Source organism: Hymenobacter sp. YIM 151858-1 (assembly GCF_025979705.1).
Lineage (GTDB): Bacteria > Bacteroidota > Bacteroidia > Cytophagales > Hymenobacteraceae > Solirubrum.
In genome coordinates, this window is record NZ_CP110136.1 from 407,331 (window position 1) to 423,798 (window position 16,468).

Annotated in this window: 16 protein-coding genes; 4 read left to right on the forward strand and 12 right to left on the reverse strand. The window is 62.2% G+C overall.

Annotation, left to right across the window (positions count from 1 at the left end; genetic code table 11):
* Positions 1-120: 120 nt before the first annotated feature.
* From OIS50_RS01665 to OIS50_RS01715, 11 genes are all read right to left on the reverse strand, one after another.
* The gene (locus OIS50_RS01665; protein ID WP_264692598.1) at positions 121-1,239 is read right to left on the reverse strand and encodes an AMP-binding protein; all 1,119 of its coding nucleotides are present in this window, start codon (positions 1,237-1,239) and stop codon (positions 121-123) included.
* 100 nt (positions 1,240-1,339) lie between these two features.
* Positions 1,340-1,768 (reverse strand): hypothetical protein, encoded by a 429-nt coding sequence (locus tag OIS50_RS01670; RefSeq protein ID WP_264692599.1) that lies wholly within the window; start codon positions 1,766-1,768, stop codon positions 1,340-1,342.
* Between the two features lie 121 nt (positions 1,769-1,889).
* The gene (locus tag OIS50_RS01675) at positions 1,890-2,747 is read right to left on the reverse strand and encodes a transglutaminase domain-containing protein (RefSeq protein ID WP_264692600.1); all 858 of its coding nucleotides are present in this window, start codon (positions 2,745-2,747) and stop codon (positions 1,890-1,892) included.
* A gap of 70 nt (positions 2,748-2,817) precedes the next feature.
* The gene (locus OIS50_RS01680; protein WP_264692601.1) at positions 2,818-3,783 is read right to left on the reverse strand and encodes a sodium-dependent bicarbonate transport family permease; all 966 of its coding nucleotides are present in this window, start codon (positions 3,781-3,783) and stop codon (positions 2,818-2,820) included.
* 318 nt (positions 3,784-4,101) lie between these two features.
* Positions 4,102-4,956, reverse strand: coding sequence for a class I SAM-dependent methyltransferase (locus OIS50_RS01685; protein ID WP_264692602.1), 855 nt, complete (start codon positions 4,954-4,956; stop codon positions 4,102-4,104).
* A 173-nt stretch (positions 4,957-5,129) separates the two neighbouring features.
* Positions 5,130-5,462: a DUF6370 family protein gene (locus OIS50_RS01690; protein ID WP_264692603.1), complete on the reverse strand. Its 333-nt coding sequence runs from the start codon at positions 5,460-5,462 to the stop codon at positions 5,130-5,132.
* A 107-nt stretch (positions 5,463-5,569) separates the two neighbouring features.
* Positions 5,570-6,394, reverse strand: a complete 825-nt coding sequence (menB, locus tag OIS50_RS01695) for a 1,4-dihydroxy-2-naphthoyl-CoA synthase (RefSeq protein WP_264692604.1) — start codon at positions 6,392-6,394, stop codon at positions 5,570-5,572.
* 122 nt (positions 6,395-6,516) lie between these two features.
* Positions 6,517-8,355 (reverse strand): 2-succinyl-5-enolpyruvyl-6-hydroxy-3-cyclohexene-1-carboxylic-acid synthase, encoded by a 1,839-nt coding sequence (menD, locus tag OIS50_RS01700; RefSeq protein ID WP_264692605.1) that lies wholly within the window; start codon positions 8,353-8,355, stop codon positions 6,517-6,519.
* A 135-nt stretch (positions 8,356-8,490) separates the two neighbouring features.
* On the reverse strand, positions 8,491-9,063 hold the full coding sequence (locus OIS50_RS01705; RefSeq protein WP_264692606.1) for an REP-associated tyrosine transposase: 573 nt from the start codon (positions 9,061-9,063) through the stop codon (positions 8,491-8,493).
* Positions 9,064-9,206: 143 nt separating this feature from the next.
* A complete protein-coding gene (locus tag OIS50_RS01710; RefSeq protein ID WP_264692607.1) occupies positions 9,207-10,412 on the reverse strand; it encodes a chorismate-binding protein in 1,206 nt (401 codons plus the stop codon).
* Positions 10,409-10,855 carry a hotdog fold thioesterase gene (locus OIS50_RS01715; protein WP_319805313.1) on the reverse strand — a complete coding sequence of 149 codons (447 nt, stop codon included), beginning with the start codon at positions 10,853-10,855 and terminating at the stop codon, positions 10,409-10,411. Before OIS50_RS01715 ends, OIS50_RS01710 begins: the two co-directional genes overlap by 4 nt.
* Positions 10,856-10,937: 82 nt before the next feature.
* On the opposite strand from OIS50_RS01715, the gene OIS50_RS01720 reads away from it, so the two are divergent.
* The 4 genes from OIS50_RS01720 to OIS50_RS01735 all read left to right on the forward strand — a co-directional run bounded on the left by OIS50_RS01720 (position 10,938) and on the right by OIS50_RS01735 (position 15,302).
* A complete protein-coding gene (locus OIS50_RS01720; RefSeq protein WP_264692608.1) occupies positions 10,938-11,552 on the forward strand; it encodes a histidine phosphatase family protein in 615 nt (204 codons plus the stop codon).
* Between the two features lie 81 nt (positions 11,553-11,633).
* Positions 11,634-13,457, forward strand: a complete 1,824-nt coding sequence (locus OIS50_RS01725; protein ID WP_264692609.1) for a pyruvate dehydrogenase complex dihydrolipoamide acetyltransferase — start codon at positions 11,634-11,636, stop codon at positions 13,455-13,457.
* Between the two features lie 214 nt (positions 13,458-13,671).
* The gene (gene hslV / locus OIS50_RS01730; protein WP_264692610.1) at positions 13,672-14,217 is read left to right on the forward strand and encodes an ATP-dependent protease subunit HslV; all 546 of its coding nucleotides are present in this window, start codon (positions 13,672-13,674) and stop codon (positions 14,215-14,217) included.
* A 113-nt stretch (positions 14,218-14,330) separates the two neighbouring features.
* Complete coding sequence (locus tag OIS50_RS01735) at positions 14,331-15,302, forward strand: deoxyhypusine synthase family protein (protein ID WP_059069745.1); 972 nt, start codon at positions 14,331-14,333, stop codon at positions 15,300-15,302.
* A 197-nt stretch (positions 15,303-15,499) separates the two neighbouring features.
* Here OIS50_RS01735 and OIS50_RS01740 read toward each other — a convergent pair whose 3' ends face one another.
* Positions 15,500-16,417, reverse strand: a complete 918-nt coding sequence (locus OIS50_RS01740) for a DUF3667 domain-containing protein (protein ID WP_264692611.1) — start codon at positions 16,415-16,417, stop codon at positions 15,500-15,502.
* Positions 16,418-16,468: the final 51 nt, after the last annotated feature.

Genomic DNA, 16,468 nt, shown 5'->3' on the forward strand with positions numbered 1-16,468 from the left:
GAAACCGCGAGAGTCTATCGTTCTGACACACGCGGGCTAAAGCTCACGCTGCATTTCCCTAGGTTAGAAACAGAAATTACTATCCGGGGACGCGGACTGCAAAGTCCGCGCTACACGCAGCTACAACCCTAGCTGCTGCAAGGTGCTGCGCCGATCGAGCTTGCCGCTGGCGGTTTGCGCAAACGCGGGCACGTAGTGCACGGCGCGCGGCACCTCGTAGCGGCCGAGGCGCTGGCGCAGCGTATCAGCCACTTCAGCCCATTGTGCTTCGGCCAGCGGCTGGCCCTCGATGATGGCCGTTACCTGCTGACCTAGGCGCTCATCGGGCAGGCCCGTAACGAAGGCGCGGCGGCCCAGGTGGTTTAGTTCAGCCAGGGTTATTTCGAGCACTTGCTCCACTTTTTCGGCGGGCACTTTTACGCCGCCCGAGTTGATGACGAAATCGGCGCGGCCGAGCCACTCAAACAAGTGGTGGTCGTTTTCGGCAAAGCGCACGAGGTCGTTGGTTTGCACCAACTCCTGGTTGGTTACGTCGCCCCGAATGGCGAGGCAGCGGCGCTCGTCCTGCTCCACGTGCAGGCCGGGCAGCACGCGGTAGTAGGCCGAGGCATCGGGGCCGTTGAGGCGGCGCAGGGCAATGTGCGAGCAGGTTTCCGTCATGCCGTAGGTGTGGTAAACGGGCACCTGCAGCGTACCGGCCAGCTGCGTCAGGGCGGCATCAACGGCCGCGCCGCCAATCAGGATGGCCTTCATTTGCTCCAGGCGCGGAGCGTGGCCGTGCTCCAGCACCGTGCGCAATTGCAAGGGCACAAACGAGGCAAAATCGAACTCGGCATCGGGCGGGAGCAGGGCAAACGGGTCGGCCACGGGCTCGGTGATGGTGAGGTGCAAGCCGTGCTCCAGGGCCCGAATCAGCATCATCAGCCCGCCGATAAACTCGCAGTTGAGGCATACCAGCATGCGGTGGCCGAGGCCCAGCCCTAGGTGGCTCATGGTGCGCGCGGCGCTGGCAACCAGCTGGCTGCGGCGCAGCACAATGGGTTGGGGCGTGCCCGTGGAGCCCGAGGTGGTCAGCACAAACTCCTGGGCCCCGTTGAGCCACTGGCGGCAGTAGTCGAGCACGCGCGCTTCGTAGCCGTTGATTTCGCCGCCGGCGTGGGCGGGGTACTCCTGCACTTCGGCGTAAGGGTAGCGGCGGCCATTGAGCAGCAGCGAATCGGGGAGGGTGGTAGCGGGCATGCAGCGTTGGGGTACGGGGCGAAAAAACAAAAGCCGATAGCTGATACCGGCAACGCAAAAGAAAGGATGCGCTGCCAATGCCGCGGGCAGGCCGCGGCACCTAGGAAATCAGCCACTGCTGGTAGCCGCGGGCAGTAGGCCAGTTGAGGGCCAGCAAGCCGGCAAACATTACCCCGTAGTACAGCAAATCGAAAAACTGCCCGCTCGACTGGTACAGCAGCAGCGGCGGCAGGGCCAGCAGGCCCAGCAAACTGTTGCGCAAAATCAGGCGGCTCCGGAACACGCGGTGGTTTTCGTGGCTGGGGCGGCGCAGGTTGGGCCGCAGGTACCGCGACATGGTGTAGAGGCTGCTGCCCACCATCAGCACCAGCAAAGCCGCCAGAATAACGTACGGGCCCAGCGAAGGTGCCGGGCCCAGCGCCCCGCTGGCCATGCCGCCCCCGGCCCACATTACCAGGGCCCCCATCAGCAAGGCTTGCAGCAGGTACTGCACTACATGAATCAGTTGCGTCAGGCGGATGGGCTGCATGAATACGGCGGTGGACAACTCCTATCCAGCTCTTACGCAGGCCGCTGCGGTAAGGTCGTGGTGCCCGGGCACTGGTTTGGCCCGCCCCAAAAACCGGGCTGCGGGGCCAGGGCAAATACGGCTACTCCGGCGTCGGGTAAAAATCGGCTACCGAGGAGGTCGTCAGGAGGTAATCGAGCGGAAAGCGGCGCTGAAACACCGCGGGCGGCTTGCTGCCGGCTGGCACCAGCATCAGCCCCGATTTGCCGGCCAGTTGCAGCGGCCCGCCGGGCGCCGGCGTGGGCCGTTGGTCGAAGGCTACTTCGTAAAAATGAAGGTAACGCTGCACAAAGCGCCGGTAGGCCCGCTGCCGGCCGGGCGCCGCCGCGCCGCCGGCCTGTATAAAGCTCACGGGCTGGTTTTGCACCCAGGCCGCCTGCAACTCCACGGCGCTGAGCGGCACCTGGTGCAGCGTGGGCATCAGGTCGAACTGAGCATCGAGCAGGGCCCATTTGCGGTGTTCGGGCAGCCATACCTCCGTGAGCACGTGGCCGGCGCCGGCGCGGCGGGTTTCGGCATCCCGGGTTTTCAGGGCCAGCACCCGGGCCTTAAAGCCCAGGGCCAGCAGCGCATCGGTGGTAACTTTGGCGTACTCCACGCACCGGAAGTTTTTGCCCGCTTTGGCCTCGCGGATGATGGTAAGGGCATCGGGCGCGGAGGGCTCGTTGCGGCCGCTGTGCCGCCAAAGCCCGTGCACCCATTGGCTTACGAGCAGGGCTTGGTCGCGGCGCTGGGGGGCGCGGGCGGTAAGCTGCTGCAGGCCGTTTTCGCGGCGCAGCCGCCGCAGGTACGCATCCTGCGCCGTATCGGGGTAAGCAAAGCGGATGGCCGGGTTGGCCGTTTGGCTGCCGTACGCGAGCGGCTTGCTTTGCGCCCGGCCGGCCTGCGGCGCGAGCCACAGCGCCGCTGCCATGATGCCTGATACCAACGTTTTGCGCATAGGGCATTGCGAAAAGAGTGGTTCGAATCATGCGTGGCGGGGCAAGCCGCCGGCCGCCGGCGCGCGGCCCCTACGAGTGCTGCACAATGGCGAAGTACAGCGGCATACCTAGGGTAATGTTGATGGGGAACGTGACGCCCAGCGCCATCGGAATGTACAGGCCGGGGTCGGCTTTGGGGGCGGCCAGGCGCATGGCGGCGGGCACGGCAATGTACGAGGCGCTGGCGGCCAGAATGGCGAAGATGAAGCGGTTGCCCACGCTATCGGTAACCAAGTGGCTGGCGCTGGCTACCAGGCAGCCGTTGAGCACCGGAATCAGGATAGCAAACACCGTTACGAAGCGGCCGTAGCGCGTGAAAGCGGAAAACCGGCGCGCCGTTACCATGCCCATTTCGAGCAGGAAAATGGCCAGAAAGCCCTTGAAAATGTCGGTAGTGAAGGGCTTGATGCCGTCGGCCTGCTTGGTGTCGGCAATGAGGCCGATGAGCAGGCTGCCCAGCACCATCAGCACGCTGCCGTTGGTGAAGGAGTGCTGAATGATGGAGCGCAGGTTGGACTGCGCGTTGTCGGCAGGAGCTTCGTTGCGCATCATCAGCACCACGCCCACGATAATGGCCGGCGACTCCATCAGGGCCATTACGGCTACCATGTGCCCCCCGAAGTTGAGCTGCTGCGCCTCCAGAAACGACACCGCCGACACAAACGTAACCGCGCTAACCGAGCCGTAGGCCGCCGCAATGGCGCCCGCGTCGCTGGTGCTCAGGCGCCGCTTCAGAATGAAAAACGTGTAGAGCGGAATCAGTGAGGCGATAAGCAAACCGAACAGCAGCGAATACAGGATTTCGCTGCTGAAGGGGCTGTGTGCCAGCTCTTGCCCGCCCTTAAACCCAATGGAGAACAGCAGGTACAGCGAGATGAACTTGCTGGTGGTGGGCGGAATCTCCAAGTCGCTCTTGACGGCGGTGGCCACAATGCCCAGGGCAAAAAACAGCAGCGTGGGGTTGGTAAGGTTGGAGATGAGTAGCTGTGAATCCATGCAAGTGTGGGGCGAATGATGCCCAGGGCCCTAGGTGTTGCCGGCGGCAGCACCTGCAACGGGTGGCACTTTGCCACTGAGGCCTTGGGCGACCTAGGCGTGAAAGCGGGCGCAAGTAAGTGAATAATAGTAAAACTATCATTGGTGATTACAAAGCTTCTTGTTGCCGAGGCCGATGCCGCCGTGCCGCTATACCAAAGAGCAATAGCAGAAGCACAGCGGCGTGGGCGTGGCGGTTGTGGCAGCCGTGGGCTTGCTCCCGCGAGGCCACAAAAAAGCCCGCACCTAGGGCGCGGGCTTGCTGAAGCAGCAACCTGACTATGCCTGGGGCTTTTGGCCGCACACAATGCGGGCCCCAAAATCGATGGCCGCGTGGTGGTCGGGGTATTTCTGCGCTACCAGCTCAAACACCTCCCGCCTGATTTTCTCGCGGGTGCTGCCATCGGCTTTGCTCATGGCGGCCACTACCGGCGCGGCCACCTCGTTCATAAACAGCCAGTAGTTGTCGGGGCTGCCGGCCCGCAGCTTGCCGGTTACTTCTTTTTCGACGATGCTTACCAGCCCGGCCTGCCCCAGGATATCGGCCAGCATACCCGGCGTGCCGCACCGGAACATGCCCGGTGCGCCGGGCGGCGGGGCCGGCAGCTGCAGGTTTTTGTTGATGGTGCCCATAATCATCGTTACCCAGGGGTTTTGCTCGGGCGTACCCCACACAGCCGCCGCCAGGCGCCCGCCAGGCTTCAGCACCCGCTGCATTTCCTGCGCGGCCAGCTGCATATCGGGGAAAAACATGAAGCCCATGCGGCAGCTAACGGCATCAAAGGTGTTGTCGGCGAAGGGCAGCTCGCACACGTCGCACGCTACGGTTTCGTAATTGCGGATGCCGCGCCTAGCGGCGTTGTCGCGGGCTACTTCCAGCATGCCTTCGGCCAGGTCGGTAATCACCACGTGGCCGTCTTTCACAATCCTGGCAATGGAAAGGCCCGGCTCGCCAGTGCCAGCGGCAATATCCAGCACCACATCGGTGCTGCGGAGTTGCAAGGCACGGATGATTTCGTCGCCCATGGGCCTGAGCCAATCCATGGTAAAATCATCCCACTTGCGCCACCCCGGCGAAAACCTGTTCCAGGTTTCCTTTTGCTGTTCTCTGATTTGTTCCAGTTGAGCTTCCATGGCGTTCGGTTGCTGAGATACAACATACATAGGCCCAATGAGGCAGGTGTAATATCTTCATCAGAAACGCCCGGTGCAATCACATAAACTAGTGATAATGAGAGGGTGCTGAAACGTTTGCCTAGGTTGCGGGGCTACACAGGCCCCTTGCCCCGGCAGTGTAGCCGCCCGGTTTAATGGCCGGTGCCTGCCGAGTCGGGTAGCAGCCGAAACGAGGTGGCCACAAAACGGTTCTTAACCACCCTTCCGCTCACCTCGGCGCGCCGGATGCTGTTGCAGAACCCGTCGTTGGCATGGGCGTCGCCGTGCGAGTCGATGGAGGTGCCCTCTACGAAATACGCTTTGCCGCCAATGCGCACGGCCAGGTCGCAGCCCTTGCCGGGCAGCCCCAGGCGGCACTGCCCGCACGAGGCTTCCACCACCTGCTTGGCCGGTGCCGGCGTGGTTTGAGCCTGGGCCGGAGCGGCAAGCCCAGCTAACAACGGAAGAAATGCCAACAGCTTCATGGGAGGAGGAGAAATATGCCGAAGAACAAAGTACGTGTGTAAAGCAAAAACGGCCCGCACAACCGGGTTGTGCGGGCCGTTTGCGGGGCCTAGGTGGCGCGTAAAGCTTAGGGGAACTTGGGGTACTTCGAGAAGTCGGGCTTGCGCTTCTCCATGAAGGCGTTTTTGCCCTCTTTGGCCTCTTCGGAGAGGTAGTACAGTAGCGTGGCGTTGCCGGCCAGCTCCTGAATACCAGCCTGCCCATCGAGCTCGGCGTTGAACGACGATTTGAGCATGCGCAGCGCCAGCGGGCTTTTCTCGAGCATCTTGAAGCACCATTCGAGGGTGGTGCTTTCGAGCTGCTCCAGCGGTACCACTTTGTTTACGAGGCCCATGTCGAGGGCTTCCTGGGCGTTGTACTGGTCGCAGAGGTACCAGATTTCGCGGGCCTTCTTCTGGCCCACGATGCGCGCCAGGTACGAAGCACCAAAGCCACCGTCGAACGAGCCTACTTTGGGGCCGGTTTGGCCGAAGCGGGCGTTTTCGGCGGCAATGCTCAGGTCGCACACCACGTGCAGCACGTGGCCGCCGCCAATGGCCCACCCGGCCACCATGGCCACCACCGGCTTGGGGATGGAGCGGATTTGCTTTTGCAGGTCGAGCACGTTGAGGCGCGGCACGGTGTCTTCGCCCACGTAGCCGCCGTGGCCGCGCACGCTCTGGTCGCCGCCCGAGCAGAAGGCCTGGCCGCCTTCGCCCGTCAGGATGATGACACCGATATCGGTGCGGTTGCGGCAAATGTCCATTGCCTCAATCATTTCCTGCACCGTGAGCGGGGTGAAGGCGTTGTGCACCTGCGGGCGGTTGATGGAAATTTTGGCAATGCCTTCGTAGTAGCTGAACAGGATTTCCTTGAATTCCTTGATCGGCGTCCAGGTAACTTGCTGGGACATAAAGAGTGAATTGAACTCAGCGCCCTCTGCGCAACCTGCCGGGTCTTCTGCAGGCCGAAAATCGTGGGTACGATTGCGGCCCGCAGAAGACGCAGGGGTTTTCGCAGAAGACGCCGAGGGTTTCAAGAGGAAAAAGAAGTGCGCACGGCGGCGCGGTATTGTTCGAAGAAAGCCGCGTTGGTGGCCGAATCGGTGGTGATTTCGAGCACGGCGGCGTTGCCTTTTTGGGTGGGCGCAAAGAAAACCGGCAGCGCCTTATCTAGTTCGGCAAAGGTGCGGGCGGTGTGGTAACCCAGGCCGAAGTCGCGGGCCGTGTTTTCGGCCGTTAGCTGCTGGCGCGTCTCAAAAAACTCCTCCAGCTCGGGCTGCTGACGCGGCCCATCAATCAGCCGGAAAATGCCGCCCGCGTGGTTGTTGATGAGAATAATTTTGAGGTTGGGCGTGGGGTAGTTGTGCCAGAACGCGTTGCGGTCGTAGAAGAACGCCACGTCGCCGGTGAGCAACACCACCGGGCGCTCGGGCTCGGCCAAGGCGGCGCCCACGGCCGTTGAGTTGCAGCCATCGATACCGCTGGTGCCGCGGTTGGCAAACACCTCGATGGCGCGGCCCGCCGGCACACCCAGGATGTTGGCGTAGCGCACGGCCATGCTGTTGGCCAGGTGCAGCGCGGCGCGGTCGGGCACGTGCTGCAGCGCCCGGTAAATGGCCGTAAACTCGTTGAAGGGCTGCTGCGGCTGTTGCATGAACTCCTTCAGGAAATCGGTAGCCCAGCCGTTGGCGCGCTGCCACGGCGTGGTAAACGCATCCTTAGGGGCAGCGGCTTCGTCGCGGGCCGAGCCGGGGCCTTGCCAGCTGAGGCGGGCCGGTTTGCTGCCAGTTGCAACAGCGAAATCGGCTTCGGCGGCCTTGGGCTGATCGGCCAGCAGCGCCTCGAAAAAGGCGGCCGGCTCCATGCGGATAGTGCGCGTGAGCGAGCGGAACGTATCGGCCACGGCGCCGGCCGGCTGCACGTGCCAGTGCTGCTGCGGGGCATAGTCGCGCAGGTAGTTTTTAAGGGCCTTCGAGATGAGCGACTGGCCGAAGGTGATGAGCAGCTCGGGGCGCAACGCTTCCTTAAGCCCCTGCTCCGGCACGGCCATAAACACGTCCTGCCGACCTAGGGGCGCGGTGCGCACGTCGTAGTCGGGGCCCACGGGCAGGTGCACGTTGGCAATCAGGTCGCCCACCACGGGTATTTGGTACGCGGCACCTAGGCGGCGCAGCGCCAGCAGCAGCGGCTCATCGGCGGAGTGTTGGCCGGCCACGATGAGCACGCGCCTGGTTTGGCGCAGCTGCGTGCGCAGTACCTCCAGCTCGCCAGCGGGCAGCTGCGGAGCGCCGGCCACCTCGCGGCTGATTTTTACGGCCTCGTACTTGATTTCCTCGCCCGCCGCGGGGTAAAAAGGCTCGCGCAACGGCACATTCACCTGCACCGGGCCCTGCGGAAACTCCTGCGCAATGTTGATGGCTTCGTTTACCAAACGCGCGGCGTGCCATTGCGCGTCGCGGTGCGCAAAGTCGGCGGGCAGCTCGAAAGCGGCCTTGGCGTGGCGCCCGTACAGGTTGGTCTGCCGAATGGTTTGGCCGTCGAGCTGATCAATCCACTCCGGCGGGCGGTCGGCCGTGAACACCACCAGCGGCACCCGCTGAAAGTACGCCTCGGCCACAGCCGGCGCATAGTTCAGGCCCGCCGTACCCGAGGTGCATACCAGCGCCACCGGCCTGCCCTGCGCCTGTGCCAGCCCCAGGCCGATGAAAGCGGCAGCGCGCTCATCGGGCACTACACGCACGCGCAGCTCGGGGTGGCGGGCAAAGGCAATGGTAAGCGGCGCCGAGCGCGAGCCGGGCGACAACACCACATCGGTGATGCCGTGCTGGGCACAGATCTCGGCGATGTTGTGGATGGGCTGGAGCGTTGACATGGACCGCAAAGGTAGTGGCTAAACCGTGGCGCGGAGTGGTACTCCGCGTGGCGCTGCCGACGCCAATAAAGGACCGCGCAGCACCGGATGGCGGCTGTTGGCCGCCCGCGGAGTGCCACTCCGCGCCACAGTTATTCACCATTCAGGATTCAGATAAGAAAAGGGCCATTGTTGCCAATCGGCAACCAAGCCCGCTTTTACTGGATTATGGAGAATGTAGCTGATTACGCGCTGCATTTCCTCGCCGCCTCGTCGTACGACATGGTCGTAACTTTCGTCTTGCCAGAAGGGACCGGAGCGCGCGAGCAAGGCATTGCAGCGCCGGGCGGTACGGGCTTTCAGGCTTTGTAAAGTGTGCACGAAACCAACTGTTTCATTGGCAATAGTAGCCACGAAGTGCACGTGATTCGGCATGACGCAGTAGGCCCAAAGCGTGTAGTCTTTTGGGTGCCGAAAGTGCAGGGCCTCGCCAACTACATTGGCTATTTGGGGTAGGCGAAGCCAATCAGGCCCCACAGCGGGGGCTTTGCTGTCGAGCCATGTATCTGTTTGTCCGTACGTGGGTTGCTGTCCCGTCTTGCTTTGTGCTGAGCGCCATTGTTCTAGCGCTGCCACTGGCACGGAGCCTGCGAGTCGGAAGGTAACAAACACGGTTTCGTTGGGCGGGAGGATATGCGGTAGGTTGCGACGATAATGCGTTAAGGACACAAAGCGGTAGTTAGTGGCGCGGAGTGGTACTCCGCGTGGCGCCCGAAGCGCCAATAAAATGCTTGGGATAAATGAACAGCGCGTGCCCGGATGGCGGCCCCGGGCCGCCCGCGGAGTACCACTCCGCGCCACAGCTCTGGCTGCTAATCCAGCACCGAGCCCACCGTGCGCAGCTTCAGCTCGGTTTCCTGCCACTCGCGGCTTGGGTCTGATTCAGCGGTAAGCCCCGTGCCGGCATAAAGAATGGCTTCGGTGGGGCGCAGCTGCATGCAGCGCAAATTCACGAACAGGCGCGAGATGCCTGGCGTGGGCAGGTTTACCGGACCTAGGAAACCGCTGTAGTAAGTGCGGTCGTAGCCCTCGTGGCGCTGCAAAAAGCCGAGCGCGGCTTCGCGGGGCATGCCGCCCACGGCCGAGGTGGGGTGCAGCAGGCGCAGCATATCGGTACCCAGCGTCGGGAAACGGTTGCGCTTCAGGTCGACGCGGAAATCGGTGCGCAGGTGCAGCAAGTTGCCGGCGGCTACGGTGCGCGGGCCGGTTTCGTCGTAGTCGCGCAGGCGCAGCTGCTTAAAGCAGTTCACGATGTAGCGCGCCACCAAGGCTTGCTCCTCGATGTCTTTCTGGCGCCACACGGCCGTTTGGGCGGTCATCTCCTCCGTGATGGGCTGCGTACCCGCCAGCGCCATGGTGCGGAACTCCGAGCCATCAATTTCCACCAGGATTTCGGGCGTGGCTCCCAACCAAGTGCCCGCTTGCGGCGCACTCACCAGCGACACAAATGCCCGAGGGTGCTGGCGGCAGAGCGCATCGAAAGCACCTAGGGCATCGAAACCAGCAGGCAGCGGCCGGCGCGCCGCCCGGCTCGATACCACCTTCACTACCTCGCCTGCCCGAATAGTTGCCACGCCGCGCGCTACCAAGGCTTCGTAGGTTTCGCGGTCGGCGGTGTTGGGCACCGGCTGCGGGCTTACGTGCCAAGGTAGTTCTTCGGGCGCGGTGGTGTCGTGCAGCACGCGTTGCACAGCAGCGGCTGCTTCGGCTGGCAGGGCGTGCGAAAGGCTTAATTGCTGGCCGGCCGAGAGGTCGAGCACGGCATCGGCAGGCAGCAGCATGGCCTCGGCGGTGTCGCTGTCCTGGAAAGGGTAGAAGGCAAAACCAGCCTGCGCTGTGGGCTCAAGCGAAGGCGGCAAACCCGATAAGTGCAAAGGCCGCAAACTCAGCAGCAACACCGGGGCAGCGGCATTGGGCAGGCGCCACAAGGCCACTGAGCCGTCGTGCCGCAGGGCCAGGGCGGCCAGCCGGCGTACGGTAGCGTGCGCGGCCGTTTCGGCTACTGCGGGGCTGCTCACGATTGCGCGCTTTTACCAGCCGGAATGTCAATCACAGCCATGGTGATGCGGCTGATGCACACCAAGGCGTCGGTTTCTTCGTGCCGAATCTTTATTTCCCACACCTGCGTGGAGCGGCCCACGTGGATGGCTTCGGCGCGGCCCACCACGTAGCCCGAGCGCACGCCCTTCAGGTGATTGGCGTTGATTTCCAACCCCACGCAAGCCTGGCGCGTACGGTCTACTTGCAGCACTGCGCCAATGCTACCTAGGGTTTCGGCCAGGGCTACCGAGGCACCGCCGTGCAGCAGGCCCATGGGCTGATGCGTGCGGTGGTCAACGGGCATCCGGCCTTCAATCATTCGCTCGCCCACCGCCGTGAGCTCAATGCCCAGGGTTTCGCCCATGGTGTTGCGGCACCACGCGTTGAGTTCGGCAAGGGTAGGGAAGGAGGCAGGCAGCATCGCGTATCAGCAAAAAACGGTTGGCGGCCCGCAAAGCACTACTTTCGGGCCCTTATTCAGCAAAACTACGCCCCGAAACCGCGTGGTCAAGAAAATCTACCTCATTCGCCACGGCCAGACGTACTTCAACGTGCGCGGCATTGTACAGGGCAGCGGCGTCGATGCGCCCCTCAACGAGCAGGGTTTTGCGCAAGCCGCGCAATTCCACAGCGCCTATCACGACGTGCCCTTCGATCGGGTGCACATCTCCACGCTGATGCGCACCCGCCAATCGGTGCAGCCTTTCCTTGATGCCGGCTTGCCCTTCGAGCAGCACCGTGCCCTCGACGAAATCAGCTGGGGTCACCGCGAAGGCACGCGCATCACGCCCGAAGAAGACATCGAGTACCACGGCATCCTGCGCGCCTGGCAGCGCGGCGAAACCCACCTGGCCTTTGCCGGCGGCGAAAGCCCCGAGCAGGTAGCCGCCCGCCAGCGGCCGTTTATTGAAGAAGTGCTGCGCGGCCGCCCCCACGAGGAAACCATTCTGGTGTGCATGCACGGCCGCGCCATGCGCGTGCTGTTGTGCCAGCTGCTCAATTACCCGCTCAGCGCCATGGACCTTTTCGACCACCGCAACCTGTGCCTGTACCGCGTGCATTATACCGGCTCCATGTTCACGGTGCGTTCGTATATGGATACCCAGCATTTGGGCTGATAACGATTGCATAACTTCTGGTTTGTGCCCGCGAGAAATACGGTCTATTTTTGGCGGCTTGAACCCAACTGACGACTTGAAATGGCCGAAATCATAAAAATGCCCAAGATGAGCGACACGATGACCGAAGGGGTCATTGCGGCGTGGCTCAAAAAGGTGGGCGACAAGGTAAAGTCTGGTGATATCCTGGCTGAGGTAGAAACCGATAAGGCTACCATGGAGCTCGAGAATTACGAAGACGGTACCTTGCTCTATATCGGTCCGAAAGAGAAAGAAGCCGTGCCGGTTGATGGCGTATTGGCCATTGTAGGCAAAGAAGGCGAAGATATTTCCGGCTTGCTGAGCCAAATCGGCGGCAACGGCGGCGCGGCCTCGCAGCCTGCCCCGGCACCCGCACCGGCTCCGGCCGCTGCGCCCGCACCAGCCCCCGCAACGCAGGCCGCTGCGCCGGCCCCGGCCGCCGCTACCGCCACTGCCAAGCCCGCTGCCGGCAACGGCAAAAAGGCCACGGTGGTGCGCATGCCCAAAATGAGCGACACCATGACCGAGGGCGTAATTGCCTCGTGGCTCAAAAAGGTGGGCGACAAAGTAAAATCAGGCGACATTCTGGCCGAAGTGGAAACCGACAAGGCCACCATGGAGCTGGAAAACTACGAAGACGGCACCCTGCTGTACATCGGCCCGAAGGACGGCGAGTCGGTACCCGTTGACGGCGTGCTGGCCATTATCGGCGAAGAAGGAGCCGACGTTGACGCCCTCCTAGGTGGCGGCTCGGGCGGCAGCCAGCCGCAGGGCGGCTTTACGCCCACCGCCGCCGGCGAAGGCGAGCAGGCCGACGCCAAAGCCAACTCGGAGCTGGAAGACGCCAAAACCGACCGCGACATTCAGGCCCGTGCCGAGGCTACCGGTCAGTCGTCGGGTGGCGTGGCGGTGCCGGCTGGCTCGCAAGGCCAGGCCGCTTCGCAAGGCGCACCCCAGGGCGGCCGCGTGTTCGTGTCGCCGCTGGCGAAGCGCATTGCCCAGGAGAAAGGCATCGACCTGAGCACCGTGAAGGGCTCGGGCGAAAACGGCCGTATCGTGTCGCGCGACCTGGAGAACGTGCAGCCCGGCGCCCAGCCCCAGGCAGCTCCGGCTCCGCAAGCTGCCCCCGCTGCAGCACCGGCACCTGCCGCCCAAGCTGCACCGGCCGCTGCGCCTGCCCCGGCTGCTCCTGCTGCCGCCGAAGGCACCTACACCGAAACGCCGGTGACGCAGATGCGCAAGGTGATTGCGCGCCGCCTGGCCGAAAGCAAGTTCTCGGCGCCGCACTTCTACCTCACGATGGAAATTTCGATGGACAAAGCCATCGAAGCCCGTCAGCGCCTCAACGAATTGTCGCCGGTGAAGCTGTCGTTCAACGACATGGTTATCAAAGCCTCGGCCGTGGCTCTGAAGCAACACCCCACCATCAACTCCTCGTGGCTCGGCGACAAGATTCGCCAGAACAAGGTGTACAACATTGGTGTGGCCGTTGCCGTGGACGAAGGCCTGCTGGTGCCCGTAATCCGCAACGCCGATCAGAAAGGCCTGTCGCAGATTGCCGCTGAGGTGAAAGACCTCGCCGGCAAGGCCAAGAACAAAAAGCTGCAGCCCTCGGAGTGGGAAGGCAATACCTTCACCATTTCGAACCTGGGGATGTTCGGCATCGAGGAGTTCACGGCCATTATCAACCCGCCCGATGCGTGCATCCTGGCGGTGGGCGGCATCAAGCAAACGCCCGTGGTAAAGGATGGCCAAATCGTGGTGGGCAACATCATGAAAGTAACCCTCTCGTGCGACCACCGCGTGGTAGACGGTGCCAGCGGCGCTGCCTTCCTGCAAACGCTGAAAAGCCTGCTGGAAGACCCCATGCGCATGCTCATCTGAGGAAATAACGCTCACTTGTCATCCTGAGCCCAGCGAAGGACCTTATCACGTAAGGTCGTCATGCTGAGCTTGCCGAAGCATCTCTACGGATAGTAATCTACTATCTAACGAAGCGGTAGAGATGCTTCGGCAAGCTCAGCATGACGTTCTGAATGGTTGTTCAGACGTGAGAAGGTCCTTCGCAGTGCTCAGGATGACAGTTTTTAACTGACTTATGACCCGCATAAGATCAACTACCGTTCTGGGCATTCGGCACAACGGCGAAATTGCCGTAGGGGCTGATGGCCAGGCTACCATGGATAAGCACGTAGCCAAAAACAACGTGCGCAAAATCAGGCAGCTGCACGGCGGCAAAGTCGTGACGGGTTTTGCCGGCTCCACGGCCGATGCCTTTACGCTGCTGGAGCGCTTCGAGGAAAAGCTAGGTCAGTTTGGTGCCAACCTCAAGCGGGCAGCCATCGAGCTGGCCAAAGACTGGCGCAAAGACCAATACCTGCGCAAGCTGGAAGCCATGATGGTAGTGGCCGACAAGGACGAGCTGCTGATTGTAGCCGGCACCGGCGACGTGCTCGAGCCCGACTCCGATGTAGCCGCCATTGGCTCGGGCGCCATGTTTGCCCAGGCCGCCGCCCTAGCCCTCAAAAAGCACGCGCCGCACCTCACGGCCCGCCAGATGGTAGAAGAAGCCCTGCACATTGCGGCCGACATCTGCATCTACACCAATCACAATATCATCATCGAAGAACCGGCCCGCGGGTAGTCCTTACTGCTGCAAAAACTTTAGCCCGGCCATTGAACTACACCCAGGGGGGTAGCGTTAGGGGCCGGTGCTTCGGTTGAACTGCCGGAGGCACCCCGTACAACACACGCAAAATGAACGTAACCAACTTCCTCAAGCACCACTACCGCCACTTCAACGCTGCTGCCCTGATCGACGCAGCCGAAGGCTACAACAAGCACCTCGCCGAGGGTGGCAAGATGATGATTACCCTGGCCGGCGCCATGAGCACCGCCGAAATGGGCATTCAGCTGGCCGAACTGATTCGCCAGGATAAAGTGCATATCATCAGCTGCACGGGTGCCAACCTCGAGGAGGATATCTTCAACCTGGTAGCGCACGACTTTTACGAGCGCGTGCCGAACTACCGCGACCTCACGCCGGCCGACGAGCAAGCCCTGCTCGAGCGCCACATGAACCGCGTAACCGATACCTGCATTCCCGAGGAGGAAGCCATGCGCCGCCTCGAGCACTCGGTGCTGAAGTTCTGGGAACAGGCCGACAAGGCTGGGGAGCGTTACTTCCCGCACGAGTTCTTCTACCAAATCCTGAAGTCGGGCGAGCTGGAGCAGTACTACCAGATCGACCCCAAAGACTCGTGGATGCTGGCCGCGGCCGAGAAGAACCTGCCGATCATCTGCCCGGGCTGGGAAGACTCGACCCTCGGCAACATCTTCGCCGGTCACGTAATCTCGGGCGACATCAAGAACGTGCACACCGTGCGCACCGGCATCGAGTACATGATGTACCTGGCCGAGTGGTACACCAAAAACGCGCAAGAGGAAAGCACTGTGGGCTTCTTCCAGATCGGCGGCGGCATTGCCGGCGACTTCCCGATTTGCGTGGTGCCGATGCTACACCAGGATTTGCAGCGCACGGGTGTGCCGCTGTGGGGCTACTTCGCCCAAATCTCCGACTCCACCACCTCGTACGGTTCGTACTCGGGTGCCGTGCCGAACGAGAAAATCACTTGGGGCAAGCTGGGCCAGGACACCCCGAAGTTCATCATCGAATCGGATGCTACGATTGTGGCGCCGCTGATTTTTGCGATGGTACTGGGCCAGTAATTGGCTTAGTTAGCAATACAAAGCCCGCTGCGGATGCTTCCGCAGCGGGCTTTTTTGTGGTGCAAACGGTATGATTAGAGCGTGGTGGCGGACGCACTTCGCAGAGGCAGCTTGGGAGGCAAATAAACAGTTGCGGAGTGCTCTTTTGACTTGAACCAGCCGCGTTGGCCTAACCGCCTCGTTTCAACTTTCTGAACTCACCTGATCGGAGCCGCTTGCCCTGGATGTTGCCCGGAAGCCATCTTCTGCTGAAAGTCCTTAAGCAGGGAGGGGTCTTGGCGGATGAGCGAAAAAATGATGGCCGCATACACCAGTATAATGCTGATAAACAGGATGATCGTTTGCAGCACCACGGTGCCGATGCCGCGCACCCATTTATTTTTTAGGGGCATGCGGGCCGGTTCGAGCAACTGGCGGTACACCCACGCGGAGTAAGCCATGTGGGGTAGCATGCCCAGCATAATAAATTGCTGCAAAGCCGGGAAATACGGCGTCAGCAGCATCATCGGGAGCATCACCACGGAGGATATGATGGTAGTGGTGCCCGAAATGAACGCCTGAGCCAGCAGCATTTCGGCAAAATTGAACCGCGTTGGGCGCAACAGCCACATAGCCAGCAGCGCATTGGCAGGCAGGAGCACGACGTAGATCAGGGTAGGGTACTTGGAGTACAGTTGCAGGTAGCGCTCCATCGTCAGCTGCAACAGCCGCGGCATATCGGCCTGCTGGCTGGCGGTCATGGGGTTCATGCCTACCGCCGAGAGCAGCAACATGCTCACGGCCGTAACCAGGAGCAGGTAGGATATGGGCCGGAAGTGCTGAGCCCGCCGGCCGGCCATGTACTCGTGCAAGGTGGCGCCGGGCCGCGTCAGCAGCTGCCGTAAGGTGTAGCCAATGCCCTTGTCGACGTGCCAGATGGAGTGCGGCAAATCGTGGAACAACAGGAAGCGCAGCGTAAAGCGGTGCGTGTGGTGCGCATCTTGTCCGCAATGGGCGCAATACTGATCGGTAAGCGTGGTGCCGCAGTTGAGGCAGGCCGCGGCGTGGGGCGGCGCTTCGTCGGGGCCGACGGCTGCCAGGCTTGGGGCAGGCGCTAAGTTAGCGGTGGTGTTCATGGCAGTTGGTGTGGTGCTTAAGCCTGAATAATAGCAAATTACCCGACACTT

What these genes read in the sequence shown, in the direction of transcription:
- OIS50_RS01665 (WP_264692598.1), bottom strand. Translation starts at nt 1,239, where the DNA reads ATGCCCGCTACCACCCTCCCCGATTCGCTGCTGCTCAATGGCCGCCGC.
- OIS50_RS01670 (WP_264692599.1), bottom strand. Translation starts at nt 1,768, where the DNA reads ATGCAGCCCATCCGCCTGACGCAACTGATTCATGTAGTGCAGTACCTG.
- OIS50_RS01675 (WP_264692600.1), bottom strand. Translation starts at nt 2,747, where the DNA reads ATGCGCAAAACGTTGGTATCAGGCATCATGGCAGCGGCGCTGTGGCTC.
- OIS50_RS01680 (WP_264692601.1), bottom strand. Translation starts at nt 3,783, where the DNA reads ATGGATTCACAGCTACTCATCTCCAACCTTACCAACCCCACGCTGCTG.
- OIS50_RS01685 (WP_264692602.1), bottom strand. Translation starts at nt 4,956, where the DNA reads ATGGAAGCTCAACTGGAACAAATCAGAGAACAGCAAAAGGAAACCTGG.
- OIS50_RS01690 (WP_264692603.1), bottom strand. Translation starts at nt 5,462, where the DNA reads ATGAAGCTGTTGGCATTTCTTCCGTTGTTAGCTGGGCTTGCCGCTCCG.
- menB (WP_264692604.1), bottom strand. Translation starts at nt 6,394, where the DNA reads ATGTCCCAGCAAGTTACCTGGACGCCGATCAAGGAATTCAAGGAAATC.
- menD (WP_264692605.1), bottom strand. Translation starts at nt 8,355, where the DNA reads ATGTCAACGCTCCAGCCCATCCACAACATCGCCGAGATCTGTGCCCAG.
- OIS50_RS01715 (WP_319805313.1), bottom strand. Translation starts at nt 10,855, where the DNA reads ATGCTGCCTGCCTCCTTCCCTACCCTTGCCGAACTCAACGCGTGGTGC.
- OIS50_RS01725 (WP_264692609.1), top strand. Translation starts at nt 11,634, where the DNA reads ATGGCCGAAATCATAAAAATGCCCAAGATGAGCGACACGATGACCGAA.
- hslV (WP_264692610.1), top strand. Translation starts at nt 13,672, where the DNA reads ATGACCCGCATAAGATCAACTACCGTTCTGGGCATTCGGCACAACGGC.
- OIS50_RS01735 (WP_059069745.1), top strand. Translation starts at nt 14,331, where the DNA reads ATGAACGTAACCAACTTCCTCAAGCACCACTACCGCCACTTCAACGCT.
- OIS50_RS01740 (WP_264692611.1), bottom strand. Translation starts at nt 16,417, where the DNA reads ATGAACACCACCGCTAACTTAGCGCCTGCCCCAAGCCTGGCAGCCGTC.